The organism is Roseovarius gaetbuli (assembly GCF_900172365.1).
In the GTDB taxonomy this organism is placed as follows: Bacteria; Pseudomonadota; Alphaproteobacteria; order Rhodobacterales; family Rhodobacteraceae; genus Roseovarius; species Roseovarius gaetbuli.
Genome location: NZ_FWFJ01000059.1, coordinates 1 through 15,531 on the forward strand (window position 1 = coordinate 1; position 15,531 = coordinate 15,531).

Consider the following 15,531-nt stretch of genomic DNA (forward strand, 5'->3'; position numbering starts at 1 on the left):
GTGACAAAAAATCGTTTTCCACCGCGAGCTTGCCGATCTTGGCGTGAAGCTCTTTGATCTCGCCATCCTTGTTCTCAGCCTTCTTGACCTTGTCTGAGAAAACGCCTGCCATGCCTTCAATCGCTTGTCGTTTCCATGTGCTCACCTGCGTCGGATGCAATTGCCGCTTGGCCGCGATCTCCTGCACCGTCTTGTCACCGCGCAGCGCCTCAAGCGCCACAGCAGCTTTAAACTTGTCTGAAAAGTTCCGTCGCTTTGTCATTCTCGTATCCATTCCTGCGCGGTGGATACATCTTAGCACGCTGTCCAAATTTGCCCGACCACTTCAGTCCACCGCCGTAAAGCCAGTTCTTGTAAAACCCGCCAATCGCCACAACGTCTGGCAGATAGACGTTCTTGTTGAACTCGTCACATTTGTCGATGATCGAGGAAACGAGGTTAAGGCGTTCCATGTTGATCGCACCAACCGCCCCGGTCGAATGCACGCTGATCGGGCAGGGCACACCGCCCACAAGCCAGTTGGGATGCGGGTTCTTGCCGCCAAAGATCGTGTGCACCTTGACGATCTCTTTCTGAAGATCGAGCGCCTCAAGGTAATGCGTCGTCGCCATCACGTCCGCCTCGGGCGGCAAAAGATAGGCCGGATTGTCCCAATAGCCGTTCTTGAACAGGCCGAGTTGACCGGATTCGACAGATTGCTTCAGGCGGTTCTGCACATCGCGAAAATACCCCGGGGAGGACAGGGGATGCGACGGAGAAACCGCCTGTTGCAGCTCTGACGTGGCCTTGGGGCCGGCCCGCAGAGCGTTGATCGGATTGACCCAGTCAAGCGCGTGCAGGTGATAGAAATGCACGACGTGGTCATGGATTTCCAGGTTCAGCTGCATGATGTTGCGGATCGAGTTGGCGTTGTCGGGGATGGTGATCCCATCCTCGTCAAGCGCCCCCGCAGCCAACAGCAACAGGGTCTCGGTCACCCAATCGGGGTGGGTTGGACAGCCGGCAACATTGATCACCGGCAGACCGCTTTTGCAGCGAAACTCGGGGGGCTGGGCCCCGCCGAGGTGACACCGCCGTAGGTGGCACAGGTGCCGACCGCCATCACGTGCTCTGCCTGCCCGGCCAGAGATTGCACCCAATCCAGCATCGAGCGCCCGGTGCCCGACAGGATATGAAACCGCCCCGTGCCCTTGGGGCCGGTCAGGATCGAGCCTTCAATCGCCAGCACATCAAGGGCGATCTCGCCACTTTCGACCAAAGCCAAAAGTCGACGCACTTCGCCGGCACTGGCCTCGGACAGGGCCGGATGCCACAAAAACTCGATTCCGGCGCCGCTGAGAAGGTCAAAGACATTCGGCCCCTCGGCGCAAAGCAGCGACATCGTACAGCCGCCACAGTCGGCCGATTGCAACCATAATACGTTCATCGGTCCTTGCCTTTCGGAAGATTCAGGCGAAAACAGCTTCCGCCCTCGGCACTCTTTTCATAGCGCAGGTCGCCGCCGTGTTCCTGCGCGATCTTGGTGGAAATCGACAGGCCAAGCCCGGTGCCCTTGCCGACCGGTTTCGTGGTGAAGAACGGATCGAAAATTGATCCCGCGATGGTCTCGGGGATGCCGGGGCCATTGTCCGTCACCCTGAGAACCGCATGCGCGCCGTCGATCTCGTGGTGCAGGGTCACCTGCGGGTTTTCTGTCTCGCCAAGCGCATCTATCGCGTTTTGCACAAGGTTCATGACGATCTGTTGCACGTGACCGGGGTTGCCCCGCGCAATCGGATGCGCGCCCTCGCAGAACACCACCTTGACCGGGGTCTTGGTGCCACGCACCACCCAATCGGCGGCGGTGCGCGTGGTGGTCACAAGGTCGAAATCGACAGCTTCGCTGGTCCCTTCCGCCGACAGCCGCCGCAGGTCTTCGACGATATCGCGCACACGCTCCGCGCCGTCTTTGGCGCCGTTGATCGCCTCGCGCAGGTTCTTGAGATCGCGGTCAAGTTTCAGATCACGGCGCAGCGCCACAAGATCTTGGCGGGTCGCCCCTGATTGCACCGCGTCAAAATAGGTTTCGAACCGGGTCGCGTATTTCTCAAGCGCATGGGTGTTGGCATAGACAAAGCTGATCGGGTTGTTCAGCTCATGCGCCACCCCGGCCACAAGCCGCCCCAGCGACGCCAGCTTTTCGTTGCGCACCAGATGCCCCTGCGCCTCTTTCAGCGCCCGGTGGCTTGCCTCCAACTCGCTATAGGCGCGGCGCAACTCGCCGACCGGGCGGCCAACGATAACCGCCCCCACGCTTTTGCCGCGCTCATCAAGACGCGGCGCGATGCTGAGCTCCAGCGGGGCCGCCCCCTGCCCGGTGTCGACCTCGATCTCAACGGTGGTAAAATCGCGCTTTTGAATGACCTGCTCAAGCGCGGCGCGAAACTCCGGTCGCGAAGCCTCGGTCGCCAGATCCTCGACCCTGCCCCCCAAAGCGCGCGTGCCTGCCGCCTCAAACACCGTATCGAACGACCCGCCGGTCTGTTCGATCCGCTGGCCCCGGTCCACGACAACAAGAACATCCGACACCGAACGGAAAACCGAACTCATGAACCGTCGCAGATCTTCAAGCTCGGTGTTCTGAAGCTCCAGCTTTTCCTGATAAGGTCACCAGTTCCGAATAGGTCCGGTCCATCGCCTGAATGACATCCACCCAAGCGGTATCGCTAAAGGCGGCCTCTGGCAGGTCGGGCGAATTGGACAGCGACATGGCGACATCTACTTTCTGGTCACGCCCAGCTTAGACGATGGCACCAAGGTCGGGAAGGCCCGGCCTGATCAGAGGCTGCGGCGCGCTCAGACGGTCCGCTTGGAGCGGTCTTCGACATCCATCGCGTATTCGGCAACCCGAAGCTTGAAGCGCTTGGTCAGATTGCCGCGCGCAAGCTTGAGCGATTGCACCAAAAGCCGCGAGGCCAGGTTCTTGGGCTCCAGCGTGATATCAACCGCCATGCGTGTGCGCCCGCGCGACAGCGCCACAAGATCAACCACCATCGCACCGCCCATTGCCTTGGACATCGACGACAGGGTGATCCCGTTGGGGCGGTCATACTCGGTGAGCTGCATCTCGATATCGCGGCGTTTGCCACGCATGACAAAGCCGATATGCCAAGCCATACCAACACCGGGCGCGACCCGATCATCCAGTCGACGCACCTCTGCCCCGCGACGCAGGGCAGAGCGTTCAAAGCTCTGAAAATCGGTGATTTCCGCAAAAACCGTCTCGATCGGCGCTTCTATGTCTTCTTTGGTGCTGAACTGCATTGGTTCCGCCCTTATAATTATTATTTCGCCAAATGCCCGGCGGCATTGTTGCGTCAATCAAGGTTATCGGCAAGCCAGTTTTGTAAAAGAAAATGTGCAATTGCCCCTTTTCGGGCCGGCAGCATAAAGGGATGCTCACCGGCAAAGGCCTGCATGATCTCTTCGCGCGTGCACCACACGGCATCCTCGATTTCCTTGGGGTCGATGGTGATCTCTTCGCCAAGCGCCTCACCGCGACAGCCAAACATCAACGAGGCCGGAAACGGCCAGGGCTGACTGGCAAGATAACTGACCCGCCCAACCTTGATGCCCGCCTCTTCCCAGACCTCGCGGCGCACGGCGGCCTCGATGGTTTCACCCGGCTCGATAAAGCCAGCAAGCAACGAATACATCCCCTCGGGCCAGGGATGCGAGCGCCCCATAAGCACCTTGTTGCCGCGCGTGATCAGCATGATCACGACCGGATCGGTGCGCGGAAAATGCTGGCCGCCGCAGCTATCGCAGGCGCGTTGCCAACCCGCTTGGATCATCCGGCTCTCGGCGCCGCAGCGCGCACAGAACCGATGGCTCAGATGCCAGGCAAACACCGCCTTGGCGGTCGCCGCCAATTCGGCGTCGCGCGCGTCAAGATGGGTCATCACCCGGCGCAATTCAGCAAAGACTGCGCCCTCGGGCAAATCCGGGTGGCACTGCTCGGAGGCATCGAGAAAGCTGTCAAGCTGATCGGGTTCAAGCCCCGGCGGCACCCAGGCGGAAATGTCATGGGCAAAGACAAGATCGCCGTTTTCCTCGCGTCCAAGCAGGATCGGCGGCACCTTGTAGCGTGCCAGAACCGGATGGTCGACCGGCACCCGGACCAGCCGGTCAAGCGTCTCTGCCGCCACCAGCGGCTTGCCGCGCCACAGCACCACGGCGCTTGCGCGCCCCTCGGCCCGTGCGATTGCAATCGCCGCCTCGTCGCCGCGCAGATCGTCGGCCCGGTCAAGCCCTGACCCGCCGAATGTCACCGTTTCCGCCTGTTGCATTCCCACGCCTCAAAATCTGTTCCGCCATCTACACAACGCTTGCGGGCCCGGCGCAAGGGCCGGGGAAAGAAAAGTGCCGCAGCGAAACACAATGCAACCTATAGTGTATTGCACCCGCGCCGCAGCTATGACACCCTTGACCGAACGGTCAGCTTTTCCCGAGACCTTGCCGAACGCAATGGAAAAGCTACCTATCATGCATGGTGGTCCACACCCCGACCAAGGGCATTGCACATTTGACCCAGACGACATCGGATAAACAAGGCCAACAGGCAAGCCCGAACGCTACGTCCACCGCCGCGCTCAGGGTTCTGGCAACGACGGATGTGCACGGGCATATCCTGCCGTTTGATTATTACACCAACACCCCCGACCGGCCCTATGGCCTTGCACGATTGGCCACCTTGATCGCGCGGGCGCGCGCAGAGGTGGATGACGGGGCCTGTGTTCTGTTTGACAACGGGGATTTCCTCCAAGGCACCCCGATCAGCGACCTCACCCCGCAGCCCGGTCAGGGCTGGCAAGGCCCGCACCCGGTGCTTTTGGCAATGAACCAGCTTGGCTATGACGCCGCATCGCTTGGCAATCACGAGTTCAACTTCGGGCTGGACTGGCTTCAAAAGACATTGCCCGAGGCCGTTTTTCCGGTTGTCTGCGCCAATGCCGTCTTGCGTAGAGGGGCGCGCCCCGAGGCCGATGAAACCCTGTGCCAACCCTGGCATATGATAACCCGCGAGTTGCGCGACACCGACGGCAAGATCAAGACCGTGCGGATCGGCGTTCTGGGGCTTGTGCCGCCGCAGATCATGACATGGGATCACGCGCATCTGACCGGTCGCCTGACCTGTCGCGACATGGTCGAGGCGGCGCGTGCCTGGGTGCCGGTGATCCGCGCCGCCGGGGCGGACCTGGTGATTGCCCTGGCCCATACCGGGATCGGCGAGGGCCCCGACCGTCCGATGATGGAGAATGCGGCCCAGGCCATTGCGCGGGTTCCGGGGATCGACGCGTTGATCGGCGGGCACAGCCACCGGATCTATCCCGATCCCTCCAAAAGCCCCGGCGATCCGGACCATCGTGACCGCCTGGACGGCAAACCCTTCATCAAACCCGGCTTTCGCGGCTCGCATCTTGGGGTGCTTGACCTGACCCTGGCGCAGGGCGCCGACGGCAAGTGGACGGTCACAAGCCATCAAGGCGAAGTGCGCGCCGCCGCCGGTATCCCGCCAGAGCCGGCGTTCTGCCGCGTACTTGAATCGGCCCATGCCCATACGCTGACGCTCACAGAGCGCGAGATTGGCCGGACGTCCACACCGCTTCACAGCTATCTTGCGCTTGTGCGAAATGATCCCGCCACGCAACTTATCAACGCGGCGCAGCGCAGCGGCCTCACAAGGGCCCTCTCGGGCACCGCCTATGAGGGCCTGCCGGTTCTCTCGGCCACGGCCCCGTTCAAGACCGGCGGACGCGGCGGCCCGGCCTATTACACCGATATGCCGACAGGCGCGCTTCGTCTGCGTAATCTTACCGACCTTTACCCCTTTCCGAACACGCTTTGCGGGGTGCTTGTCACCGGTGCAGACTTGCGCGACTGGCTTGAACGTGCCGCGATCTGCTTTCACCAGATCAGGCCGGGCGCAACCGATCAGATGCTTATCGACACGACCGTGCCGGGCCACGACTTTGACGTGATCGACGGGCTGAGCTATGCCTTCGACCTGTCACAGCCCGCGCGCTTTGACCTTTCCGGCTCGCTTGTCGCACCCAAGGCCCACCGCGTATCTGACCTCCGCCACGAGGGCGTTCCGATCTCTGACGACGCGCAATTCGTCGTCGCCACCAACAGCTATCGCGCCTATGGCGGTGGTCCGTTCCGCAATCTGGCCGAAACCAGCCTGATCCATACCTGTTTACGCCCGGTGCGCGACGTTCTGGCCGATTATATCGCCGCGCAGCCCAGGATCACACCCGAGCCACGCCCGGCCTGGCGGTTTGCCGAGCTGCCCGACACGCGGGTGCTCTATGACACCGGGCCGGGCCTGCGCGCGCATCCTGACGAACTGGCCGCACTGCGCGCCGAGGACCTTGGCGATACCAAGCATGGTTTTGCACGGCTTGGTCTTTGGCTTGGTGAGAAACAAAGCCAGCCGAGGGATCACGCACTCTCTTGCGAATCCCCGATCTGATCCTTATGTAGCCGGGTGAGAGGTTGGCGCGGGCAGGCACCTCGCCAACCCGGTCAGGTCCGGAAGGAAGCAGCCGTAACGAGCCCCGCTTGGGTCGTTGTCCAGCCTCTCACCTTTTCCCAACCACTCGTGAACGTTGAATTGGCCGCATGCGTTACGCGTTGCCTTTGCCAATCCTCGTGATTACTATTTAAGGATTACATTTTTAAAAGATTCATAAATTAACGGTTGGCAGAGGCTATGAAGCAGGCTCTTTATTTTAGTCACGGCGCCCCCGGAAGCCCCCAGGACGCGGATTTTTTGTTTTGCAGGTCGCTTTGGCCTGCCACGGGTGATTGCCCCAGATCTCTTCGCGGCGGGCACACCGGGCGACGATCCCATCGAGGCCGCAACGGCGCAATTTGATAGCCTGACCCAGAAGCTGCCCGATGGCGGCATTCACCTTGTCGGGTTTTCGATTGGCGCGATGGTGGCCGCCCATATCGCCGCCGCGCGCCCAGAGCGCATCAACCGTCTGACGCTGGTCTCGCCTGCGGCGCCGCTGCAACTGGGCAATTTCCTGCCGCAGATGGCCGGGCAGCCGGTGTTCCGGCTGGCCGCCCGCCACCCTCGCCTGTTTTCGGCGCTGACCTATGGCCAGGGGGTCTTGACCCGCGCCGCGCCTGATTTCCTGATGCGTCGGCTGTTTGCAAATGCCGGCGGGGCGGAACATGCCCTGCTGGAAAACCCGGAGGCCGCCGAGGTGATCCGCAAGGGCCTGTACCATAGCTTCGCGCAGAACCCCAAAGGCTATGCCCGCATGGTGCGCGCCTATGTGCGTGACTGGTCGCCGGTGCTTGGCGCCATCTCCTGTCCGGTGGATATCTGGCAGGGCGCGGCCGACCGGTGGGTGCCACTTGCCATGGCACAGGCCCTCGCGGACCGCCTGCCCGGCAAGGTACGCATGCGCCTGCTTGAGGGGTCGGGGCATTACAGCACCCTCAGCCACCTCAACCTTGGGGACACATCTACACCGAGCGGAAAAATGCGCGGCTTTGGCGCCCTGCGCGTGGCAATGTAAGCCCCCCTCGGCCCCGTCCCGTAGGGTGGGTGAAACCCACGCTCGCTTCCGGCCTAGACCGTCCGTGCCCAGATCATCTGGGCCTCGGTCTCGACCGCGCAGGCCCGCACCGTGCGCAACCGGATCAACGCCGCATCGGGGTCTTCGCCGGCCTCGATCATGAGCCGAAGCGCCGCCATGCCAGAGCGCCCGCAGCCGCCACGGCAATGGATCAAGACCCGCCCCGCCCCCTGAAGCGCCAAAAGCGCGGCCTGCGCCGCCGCTTCCCATATTTCCGTCACTTCGGGATCCGGCACGCCGTAATCCTCGACCGGAACATGTGCCCAACGGGTGCCGCTCTCCTGTAAATCCGCGCCAAGGCCCGCCGCCCCGCTGGCGGTCATTTCCGCCAGCGTCGTCATCGAAACCACCAGCGCCGGACGCCAGTCATGCAGATGCTCAAGGTCTGCGTCATACCTGCCTGCCGAGCCGGGCAATGGCGCCAGCGCCAGAATTCCGCCCGCCACCGGCAAAGCGTGGATCACAAAGCCGGTCACAACCGCGCCGCGCCAAAGGTGTCACAGCGCGCAAGATCACCGCTGTCATAGCCGCGCTTGAACCATTTGGCGCGCTGCGCCGAGGTGCCATGGGTAAAGGTATGCGGTTGCGGCACCTGACCGGCGCGCTTTTGCAGGTGATCATCGCCAATCATCCGCGCCGCATTGAGCGCCTCTTTCAGGTCACCCGGTTCAAGCAGCCCGTCAACCGCCCGCGCCCAGACCCCCGAAAGGCAATCGGCCTGAAGCTCTAGCCGCACGGTCAGCGCATTGGCCTCCGCCTGACCCACGGCCTGACGGCGGCGGTTGACCTCGGGCAGGATGCCAAGCTCGTTCTGGACGTGATGCGCCACCTCGTGGGCAATCACATAGGCGGCCGCGAAATCGCCCTTGGCGCCCAATTGCCGCGCAAGAGTGTCGAAAAATTCGGTATCGAGATAGGCCTTGCGATCCGCCGGGCAATAAAACGGCCCCGTCGCGCCGGACGCCCCGCCACAGAGGCTTTGCGTCACGCCGGAATAAAGCACCATCACTGGCGGGCGATATGCACCGCCCAACTGCTCGGGGAAGACCTTGCCCCAGACCGCCTCGGTGGTGGCCAGAACCTGCGATGAAAACTCTGCCGCGCGCTCTTCGCCGACGCTCAGCTGGCGCGGCGCACTGGATTGCGTGGCTGGTCCCTGGCCACCCTGCAACAGCGGCGTCACGTCAATGCCCGCAAAGTATCCGATCGCCAGCACCACCAACAGGCCAACACCGCCAAGCCCGGCCTTGCCGCCACCGCGCGTCCCGCGCCCGCCCGCGCGCCGCCTGTCTTCGACATTCCGGCTTCGTCCGATACCTTTTAACCGCATGACACCCTCCACTGCGCAACGCCCAAAGCTTTGCCAGTTGTTGCGGGAAATGCAAGGTAGACGCCCCCCGCGCCCCGCTTTAGGTTGGCGCCTGACACGAATCCAAAGGGCACACGCATGACCGACACCCCCGAAAAAGGCTATCAGGTTCTCGCCCGTAAATACCGGCCCGAGACCTTTGCCGATCTCGTGGGTCAGGATGCCATGGTGCGCACCCTGAAAAACGCGTTCAAGGCCGACCGCATCGCCCAGGCCTTTATCATGACCGGCATTCGCGGCACCGGCAAAACCACCACCGCGCGGATCATCGCCAAGGGCATGAACTGCATCGGCGCCGATGGGGCGGGTGGCCCCACGACCGAGCCTTGCGGCACCTGCGAACATTGCGCCGCCATCATGGAAGGCCGCCATGTCGACGTGATGGAAATGGATGCCGCCAGCCGCACCGGCGTCGGCGACATCCGCGAGATCATCGATTCGGTGAACTATCGCGCGGCCTCGGCCCGCTACAAAATCTACATCATCGACGAAGTTCACATGCTGTCGGTGAACGCGTTCAACGCCTTGCTGAAGACCCTCGAAGAGCCGCCCGCGCATGTGAAATTCATCTTCGCCACCACCGAGATCCGCAAAGTGCCGGTCACGGTTCTGTCGCGCTGTCAGCGGTTTGATCTGCGCCGGATCGAGCCCGAGGTGATGATCGCCCTTCTGCGCCGGATTGCCACCTCCGAGGCCTCCGAGATCACCGATGACGCGCTCGCACTGATCACCCGCGCCGCCGAAGGCTCTGCGCGCGATGCAACATCGCTGCTGGATCAGGCGATTTCGCACGGCGCCGGGGAAACCACCGCCGATCAGGTGCGCGCCATGCTTGGGCTGGCCGACCGTGGCCGGGTGCTTGACCTGTTTGACATGATCATGAAGGGCGACGCCGCAAGCGCGCTCTCCGAGCTCTCCGCGCAATATGCCGAGGGCGCCGACCCGCTGGCGGTTCTGCGCGATCTGGCCGAGATCACCCATTGGATTTCGGTGGTCAAGATCACCCCCGAGGCCGCCCAGGACCCGACCATCGGCCCGGATGAGCGCGCCCGCGGCCAGACCATGGCAGAGGCCCTGCCGATGCGGGTGCTGACGCGGATGTGGCAAATGCTGCTCAAGGCGCTGGATGAGGTGGCCGAGGCGCCCAACGCGATGATGGCCGCCGAAATGGCGGTGATCCGCCTGACCCATGTGGCCGACCTGCCGACGCCCGAAGACCTTATTCGCCGCCTGCAAGACAGCCCGCCGCCCCCGGCCCCCGGCCCGAGTGGCGGTGGTGGCGGTGGTGGCGGCACTGCACCAAGCGCCAGTGGCGGCGCCACGCCGCAGGCCTATCACGCGCCGACACATCAAAGCTCTGGCACTGCGGGCCCGATGGGCAGCGCGGGCCAGACCACGGCGCTTGCCCCGCAGGTTGAAAACGCCCTCGCGCATTTCCCGACGTTTGAGCATGTGGTCGACCTCATTCGCGCCAATCGCGACGTCAAACTTCTGGTCGAGGTCGAAAGCAACCTGCGCCTTGCCGCCTATCAGCCGGGGCGCATCGAGTTCACCCCGACCCCGAACGCCCCCGGCGATCTGGCGCAAAACCTCGGCAACGCCCTGCAACGCTGGACCGGCAACCGCTGGGCCGTCATCCTGGTCAATTCCGGCACCGCCCCCACGATCATCGAGGCACGCAACGCCGCGCAGGATGCGCTAAAGGCCGAAGCAACCGATCATCCGTTGATGCAGGCCGTGCTTGCCGCCTTTCCCAAATCGAAAATCACCGCCATCCGCTCGGCTGCCGATATCGCCAGCCACGCCGAGGCCGAAGCCCTGCCCGAGGTAGAAGACGAATGGGACCCCTTCGAGGAGGATTAAGCGGTGCGCCATACCGACGCCCAACGCTTGCCTGTCGCCATTTCCGACCACATATGATTAAAAGCAGAAAACCAGACATCCGGCCCTCTGCTCTGCTTCCGGGCCCCACGATAGGAGATCACGCTATGTTCAAAGGACTGGGCCAGATGGGCGATATGGCCAAGATGATGAAGGCCGCGCAGGAAATGCAGCAAAAGATGGCCGCCCTTCAGGAAGAGATGCACAATCTCATGGTCACCGGCGAATCCGGCGCGGGCCTTGTCAAGGCAACCTGCACCGCCAAGGGCGAACTCAAGAGCCTTGATATTGATCCGTCGATCTTTAATTCGGACGACAAGGAAGTGGTCGAAGACCTGATTCTTGCCGCGATCAAAGACGCCCAGAGCAAGGCCACCGAGCGCGCCCAGGAAGAGATGAGCAAGCTCACCGAAGGCATGGGCCTGCCCAAGGACATGAAGTTGCCTTTCTAAGGTGCGATGAGCCGGGCCGCACATATCAGCCCCCCGCGCCTTTGGCGCACCTATGGGCGCGCGGCGGTCGCGGCCACGGCCTTTCTGGCCCTGCTATATGCCTATACCGAATGGACGATACGCGGTGACATTGCCGATATTGCCCTGATCGTCCTGGTGACGATCAATGCAGGCGTGGTGTATCAGTTCGGCCACCGGGTTGCGCCGCGCCTTGGCGATATGTTCAAGGCTCTCCCCGCGACCGCCGCCGACCCGCAGGGCGCGGTCGACGATATCCTTGGCGACCGATGGATGCTGCCTTTCGGGCTGTGTTACGGGGCCGTAATGGGCGTCGGCGTCTGGATGCTCGACCCTTGGGGCGCAGCCGACCTGCGCCTCTGGCTGGCCGGGTTTGTGCTTTGTGGCAGCGTGACCATCGGCATGGGCGTCTTTGCCGTCATCAAATTCTGGCGCGCCCTGTTGCGCGCCTTGCCAGAGATGGATCTGCGTATCCTGAATCTTTCGCGCGCGCCCCTGCCCGCCATTTTGCGGGTCAACAGCCAGATCGTGATGGTGACGGCGGTGGTCGCCTCGCTTGCGATCCTGTCGGTGGTGCTGGCGGGCTATGACCGGGATCCGGTCGTGATTCTCTTTTCCCTGTTTTCGCTGTTTCTGGTCGCGGCCACCTATGCGGTGCCAATCATTCCGCTGTCCAACCGGCTCATTAGCGTCAAGGTCGAGGCGCTCAACCAGATTGAGCCGCTGATTGAGGCGCATATCCGCGACCGCTCGAACCAGCCGCGCCGCGCCGATCATCCGCATCCGGACAAACCCCTGCCCGATCTGGACAAGCTGATCGAAGCCCGCGACATGATCGACGCCGTGCGCACCCTGCCGCCCGGCGGCCAGGTATCGGTCTCGGCAGCCGGGATTGTGACTTTCCTGTCCTTTCTTCCCACCCTATTAGACTATATCGCAAACAAACTGCTCTGAGCTTCGGCCAGGGCACCCAACCATGAAGGCCGGGCATACCGTGAGCAGCACCCGCGAGATTGACGCCCTGATCGACATGATGGCCCGGCTGCCGGGGCTTGGCCCCCGCTCGGCGCGGCGCGCGGTCCTGCATATGATCCGCAAGCGCGCGCTCTTGCTGACGCCGCTCGCCGACCTGATGCAAACGGTCGCCGCCACCGCGCGCGAATGTGCCACCTGCGGCAATATCGGCACCACCGAAACCTGCGACATATGCGCCTCTGAAAAGCGCGCCAACGGCCAGATCTGTGTCGTCGAGGACGTCGCCGATCTTTGGGCGATGGAGCGCGGACAGGCCTTTAAAGGGCGCTATCACGTGCTTGGCGGCACCCTCTCGGCGCTGGATCAGGTCGGCCCCGAAACCCTGCGCATTCCCAAGCTTGTGGAGCGCGTATTGGCGGAAAACATCTCAGAAGTCATCCTTGCCCTCAATGCAACGGTGGACGGCCAGACCACAGCGCATTATATCGCAGACCAGCTTGATGGGCGTGTTGCGCTGACCTCTTTGGCGCAGGGCGTTCCCATTGGCGGCGAACTCGACTATCTCGACGATGGCACCATCTCTGCGGCCCTTTCAGCGCGCAAAAGCCTCTGATAGTCCCAGACATACCGGCCAACGGCCAGCGACGGACACCTGTATTCCTTATGACCCCTCTTGTGCTTGTTCTCACCTATCTCGTGATCCTCAATGTGCTGACGCTTGGCCTGTTCTGGTGGGATAAGCGGTGTGCGATCGAGCGCCGCTGGCGGATGCCGGAAAGCACGCTTCTGACGCTCTGCCTGATTGGCGGATCACTGGGGGCCAAGACCGGACAGGGCATCTTTCGCCACAAAACCCGCAAAGAGCCGTTTCGCACTTCGCTGAATGCGATTGCCGTGCTGCACATCGGGTTTCTGGCGGCCCTGGTTCTACCAGAGTTCCGCGCCTCGGTGACACTTCTTGTGCATCAGGTCACGGATCTGGTTCTGGGCTAGAGCATCTTGCTCAAAAGCGGGGACCGGCTTTGAGCTTCTCGAACATGCGACATCAAACCCTTTGAGGGTGTCGCGTGAATTTTGAGTGAACGCGACATTCTCTAGGCTCAGATCGCCTCGTCTTCGAGGTGAAGCTTCATGTCGATCAACACCTGCTGGAGCTGCGAGGTTTCGCGCAAAAGCCGCTTGGCCTCGTTGATCGTGATTACGCCATCCTCGATGGATTGCTGATATTCCGCCATCAAAAGCGCAAAGCGCTGCGACAGAACGATCACGTCGCTGTTCACATTCGCGCGTTCCTTGGTGTTGCGGCGCTTGCCGTCAAAGGTAAGACCGATGCCCTGTAATTCGGCGAGGGCGCCGGTCACATGCGGATAGCTGGCAGCCTCTTCAAGCGCCACCACGGCATCGACGGGCATGAAGCGGTCGGCATGTTCATCATGGTCCGAGTAATACCGCCCCAGCGTCGCTTTTGACTTGCCGGTAAGCTTGCACGCCGCCTCGATGCCAACATCCTTGACCAGGGCCTCGGTGTGCTTCTTGAGATAACTTCCCATCCTCGACATACGCTTCTTCCTCAACTCCGACCCCCAGAACATCAGGGGGACCCCAACAGATGCTTCCCCTTAATCGCTTTGTCCCGGAAAGTCATTTGCAAATTAAACCCGTTAGCGCCTTGCTTGGCCCCCTGCCCAAGGCCCTGCCTCAGGCCCGCTCGACCAGAACCGACCCAACCGAATACCCCGCCCCGAACGAACAGATAAGCCCGCGGTCACCGGGCGCAAGATCGTCGGAATACTTGGAAAACGCGATGATCGATCCCGCCGACGAGGTATTGGCGTAATCCTGAAGGATATTGGGCTGTTCACCCGGCTCCGGCACCCGGCCAAGGACCTTTTTGCCGATGAAATCATTCATCGTCTTGTTGGCCTGATGCAACCAGAGCCGCCGCAGATCATCCGCCGCCACCCCGTCACCGGCAAGATGCCCCAGGATATGCGCCGAAACCATCGGCAGCACCTCCTTGAAGACCTTGCGGCCCTCCTGCATGAACTGCATGTCGCGCCGATCCGCCATGCCATCCGGACGGTTGCGCCGCAAGAACCCGTTGTTGTTGCGGATATTGTTGGAAAACTGCGTGACGCAGCGGGTTGACCGGATCACGAAATGCGCGCCCATCGCATCTTCTGCGCGCTCGATCAACACGGCCGTGCACACATCCCCAAAGATGAAATGGCAATCCCGGTCGCGCCACTCAAGATGCCCCGAACAGATCTCAGGGTTCACCACAAGCGCACGGCGCACCGATCCCGCCCGGATCATATCCGCCGCCGCCTGAATGCCGAAGGTCGCCGAAGAACAGGCGACATTCATGTCAAAGGCAAAACCGCCCGCACCCAGAAGCTGTTGAATTTCAATCGCAATCGCCGGATAGGCGCGCTCATGATTGCTCGCGGCACAGATCACAAGATCAACCTCATCCGCACGCCGCCCGGCCTGTGCAAGGGCCTTGGCACAGGCATCAACCGCCATTTCCGCCATGATCCCCGGCTCGTCATCGCTGCGTTGGCGCAAATTGGGATGCATCACCGCCGGGTCCAACACCCCGGATTTATCCATCACATAACGCTGCTCGATCCCAGAGGCCCCAAGGATGAATTCACTCGATGATGGTGCCTTTGCCTCAACCTCACCGGCCGCAATGGCCTCGGCATTCTGCGCATTGAACGCCTCGGCATAGGCATTGAAGGCCACCACCAATTCGTCATTGGTGATCACCTCGGACGGGGTAAAGACACCCGATCCCGTAATGGCCGGTTGATGCATGATTTTCTCCTCCGCGTTCCCGCCAGATCAGCCCATGCATCCCCCAACGTCAAGCATGACACCACGGCACACCGATGAAGAGGCCCGAAAAGCCGCTTCTTCTTGGCATAAATACTGAACCACTACCGGCTGGCGCCGGTAGGATCAGCGATGTGCTGTTCCAGGTACTGAAGATGGGGTGGTTGCCGCCCTCCCCTGACGGCATCGCAATGTGCCAAGATGGTGGTCTGTAGACCATCTAACGGAGATGACGGCAAAATGAAGGATACAATGATTGGTGTAGATCTGGCGAAGAGTATTTTCCAGGTTCACGAGGCATTGCTGTCGGGGAAGGAACAATTCCGCAAAAAACTGACACGGCCCCAGTTCTGGAAATTCATGT

General features: G+C 61.9%; 17 protein-coding genes, 1 other RNA gene and 2 pseudogenes. 9 read left to right on the plus strand and 11 right to left on the minus strand.

Translation table 11 applies throughout. The features are described from left to right. From ROG8370_RS18100 to nudC, 7 genes and pseudogenes are all read right to left on the minus strand, one after another. The coding region (locus ROG8370_RS18100; RefSeq protein WP_085828383.1) for a transposase at positions 1 to 262 on the minus strand (262 nt) is incomplete at its 3' end. 64 nt (positions 263 to 326) lie between these two features. Continuing rightward, positions 327 to 938: pseudogene (locus ROG8370_RS18105) on the minus strand (nickel-dependent hydrogenase large subunit); the annotation flags it as partial. A 74-nt stretch (positions 939 to 1,012) separates the two neighbouring features. Continuing rightward, on the minus strand, positions 1,013 to 1,426 hold the full coding sequence (locus tag ROG8370_RS20685) for an NADH-quinone oxidoreductase subunit B family protein (RefSeq protein ID WP_085828553.1): 414 nt from the start codon (positions 1,424 to 1,426) through the stop codon (positions 1,013 to 1,015). Further along, positions 1,423 to 2,589, minus strand: a complete 1,167-nt coding sequence (locus tag ROG8370_RS18115; RefSeq protein ID WP_245827492.1) for a sensor histidine kinase — start codon at positions 2,587 to 2,589, stop codon at positions 1,423 to 1,425. The genes ROG8370_RS20685 and ROG8370_RS18115 overlap by 4 nt, the downstream gene beginning before the upstream one ends. A 16-nt stretch (positions 2,590 to 2,605) precedes the next feature. Further along, the gene (locus tag ROG8370_RS21115; RefSeq protein WP_245827493.1) at positions 2,606 to 2,749 is read right to left on the minus strand and encodes a hypothetical protein; all 144 of its coding nucleotides are present in this window, start codon (positions 2,747 to 2,749) and stop codon (positions 2,606 to 2,608) included. Positions 2,750 to 2,835: 86 nt separating this feature from the next. Further along, positions 2,836 to 3,303: an SRPBCC family protein gene (locus tag ROG8370_RS18120; RefSeq protein WP_085828554.1), complete on the minus strand. Its 468-nt coding sequence runs from the start codon at positions 3,301 to 3,303 to the stop codon at positions 2,836 to 2,838. Positions 3,304 to 3,356: 53 nt separating this feature from the next. After that, positions 3,357 to 4,328 (minus strand): NAD(+) diphosphatase, encoded by a 972-nt coding sequence (gene nudC, locus ROG8370_RS18125; protein WP_085828555.1) that lies wholly within the window; start codon positions 4,326 to 4,328, stop codon positions 3,357 to 3,359. A gap of 236 nt (positions 4,329 to 4,564) precedes the next feature. Between nudC and ROG8370_RS18130 the strand changes: the two genes are divergently transcribed. The 3 genes from ROG8370_RS18130 (at position 4,565) to ROG8370_RS18140 (ending at position 7,574) form a co-directional block, all read left to right on the plus strand. Beyond that, positions 4,565 to 6,514 carry a bifunctional 2',3'-cyclic-nucleotide 2'-phosphodiesterase/3'-nucleotidase gene (locus tag ROG8370_RS18130; protein ID WP_170925299.1) on the plus strand — a complete coding sequence of 650 codons (1,950 nt, stop codon included), beginning with the start codon at positions 4,565 to 4,567 and terminating at the stop codon, positions 6,512 to 6,514. 16 nt (positions 6,515 to 6,530) lie between these two features. Continuing rightward, an RNA gene (gene ffs, locus ROG8370_RS18135) (signal recognition particle sRNA small type) lies at positions 6,531 to 6,629 on the plus strand. 216 nt (positions 6,630 to 6,845) lie between these two features. After that, a complete protein-coding gene (locus ROG8370_RS18140) occupies positions 6,846 to 7,574 on the plus strand; it encodes an alpha/beta fold hydrolase (RefSeq protein ID WP_170925300.1) in 729 nt (242 codons plus the stop codon). Between the two features lie 53 nt (positions 7,575 to 7,627). Here the strand turns inward: ROG8370_RS18140 and ROG8370_RS18145 are convergent, their stop codons facing one another. Together ROG8370_RS18145 and ypfJ are read right to left on the minus strand one after the other, a co-directional pair. Next, a complete protein-coding gene (locus tag ROG8370_RS18145; RefSeq protein WP_085828558.1) occupies positions 7,628 to 8,110 on the minus strand; it encodes a phosphatase domain-containing protein in 483 nt (160 codons plus the stop codon). Next, positions 8,107 to 8,964 carry a KPN_02809 family neutral zinc metallopeptidase gene (gene ypfJ, locus ROG8370_RS18150; RefSeq protein ID WP_085828565.1) on the minus strand — a complete coding sequence of 286 codons (858 nt, stop codon included), beginning with the start codon at positions 8,962 to 8,964 and terminating at the stop codon, positions 8,107 to 8,109. The genes ROG8370_RS18145 and ypfJ overlap by 4 nt, the downstream gene beginning before the upstream one ends. Before the next feature lie 117 nt (positions 8,965 to 9,081). On the opposite strand from ypfJ, the gene ROG8370_RS18155 reads away from it, so the two are divergent. From ROG8370_RS18155 to ROG8370_RS18175, 5 genes are all read left to right on the plus strand, one after another. Then, on the plus strand, positions 9,082 to 10,866 hold the full coding sequence (locus tag ROG8370_RS18155) for a DNA polymerase III subunit gamma/tau (RefSeq protein WP_085828559.1): 1,785 nt from the start codon (positions 9,082 to 9,084) through the stop codon (positions 10,864 to 10,866). Positions 10,867 to 10,991: 125 nt separating this feature from the next. After that, on the plus strand, positions 10,992 to 11,336 hold the full coding sequence (locus ROG8370_RS18160) for a YbaB/EbfC family nucleoid-associated protein (protein ID WP_085828560.1): 345 nt from the start codon (positions 10,992 to 10,994) through the stop codon (positions 11,334 to 11,336). A gap of 6 nt (positions 11,337 to 11,342) precedes the next feature. Continuing rightward, the gene (locus ROG8370_RS18165; RefSeq protein ID WP_085828561.1) at positions 11,343 to 12,308 is read left to right on the plus strand and encodes a hypothetical protein; all 966 of its coding nucleotides are present in this window, start codon (positions 11,343 to 11,345) and stop codon (positions 12,306 to 12,308) included. A 40-nt stretch (positions 12,309 to 12,348) separates the two neighbouring features. After that, positions 12,349 to 12,942, plus strand: a complete 594-nt coding sequence (recR, locus tag ROG8370_RS18170) for a recombination mediator RecR (RefSeq protein ID WP_085828566.1) — start codon at positions 12,349 to 12,351, stop codon at positions 12,940 to 12,942. Positions 12,943 to 12,992: 50 nt separating this feature from the next. Then, complete coding sequence (locus tag ROG8370_RS18175; RefSeq protein WP_085828562.1) at positions 12,993 to 13,322, plus strand: DUF1294 domain-containing protein; 330 nt, start codon at positions 12,993 to 12,995, stop codon at positions 13,320 to 13,322. Between the two features lie 107 nt (positions 13,323 to 13,429). On the opposite strand, the gene ROG8370_RS18180 is transcribed toward ROG8370_RS18175, so the two are convergent. Together ROG8370_RS18180 and ROG8370_RS18185 are read right to left on the minus strand one after the other, a co-directional pair. Further along, complete coding sequence (locus ROG8370_RS18180; protein ID WP_085828563.1) at positions 13,430 to 13,888, minus strand: hypothetical protein; 459 nt, start codon at positions 13,886 to 13,888, stop codon at positions 13,430 to 13,432. Positions 13,889 to 14,027: 139 nt separating this feature from the next. Next, positions 14,028 to 15,149 (minus strand): beta-ketoacyl-ACP synthase III, encoded by a 1,122-nt coding sequence (locus ROG8370_RS18185; RefSeq protein ID WP_085828564.1) that lies wholly within the window; start codon positions 15,147 to 15,149, stop codon positions 14,028 to 14,030. A 258-nt stretch (positions 15,150 to 15,407) separates the two neighbouring features. Between ROG8370_RS18185 and ROG8370_RS21655 the strand changes: the two are divergent. Beyond that, positions 15,408 to 15,531 (plus strand): annotated as a pseudogene (locus tag ROG8370_RS21655) (IS110 family RNA-guided transposase); the annotation flags it as partial.

Coding starts and splice junctions, on each gene's coding strand:
- ROG8370_RS20685 (WP_085828553.1), bottom strand. CDS start 1,426: ATGAACGTATTATGGTTGCAATCGGCCGACTGTGGCGGCTGTACGATG.
- ROG8370_RS18115 (WP_245827492.1), bottom strand. CDS start 2,589: ATGAGTTCGGTTTTCCGTTCGGTGTCGGATGTTCTTGTTGTCGTGGAC.
- ROG8370_RS21115 (WP_245827493.1), bottom strand. CDS start 2,749: ATGTCGCTGTCCAATTCGCCCGACCTGCCAGAGGCCGCCTTTAGCGAT.
- ROG8370_RS18120 (WP_085828554.1), bottom strand. CDS start 3,303: ATGCAGTTCAGCACCAAAGAAGACATAGAAGCGCCGATCGAGACGGTT.
- nudC (WP_085828555.1), bottom strand. CDS start 4,328: ATGCAACAGGCGGAAACGGTGACATTCGGCGGGTCAGGGCTTGACCGG.
- ypfJ (WP_085828565.1), bottom strand. CDS start 8,964: ATGCGGTTAAAAGGTATCGGACGAAGCCGGAATGTCGAAGACAGGCGG.
- ROG8370_RS18155 (WP_085828559.1), top strand. CDS start 9,082: ATGACCGACACCCCCGAAAAAGGCTATCAGGTTCTCGCCCGTAAATAC.
- ROG8370_RS18160 (WP_085828560.1), top strand. CDS start 10,992: ATGTTCAAAGGACTGGGCCAGATGGGCGATATGGCCAAGATGATGAAG.
- ROG8370_RS18165 (WP_085828561.1), top strand. CDS start 11,343: ATGAGCCGGGCCGCACATATCAGCCCCCCGCGCCTTTGGCGCACCTAT.
- ROG8370_RS18175 (WP_085828562.1), top strand. CDS start 12,993: ATGACCCCTCTTGTGCTTGTTCTCACCTATCTCGTGATCCTCAATGTG.
- ROG8370_RS18180 (WP_085828563.1), bottom strand. CDS start 13,888: ATGTCGAGGATGGGAAGTTATCTCAAGAAGCACACCGAGGCCCTGGTC.
- ROG8370_RS18185 (WP_085828564.1), bottom strand. CDS start 15,149: ATGCATCAACCGGCCATTACGGGATCGGGTGTCTTTACCCCGTCCGAG.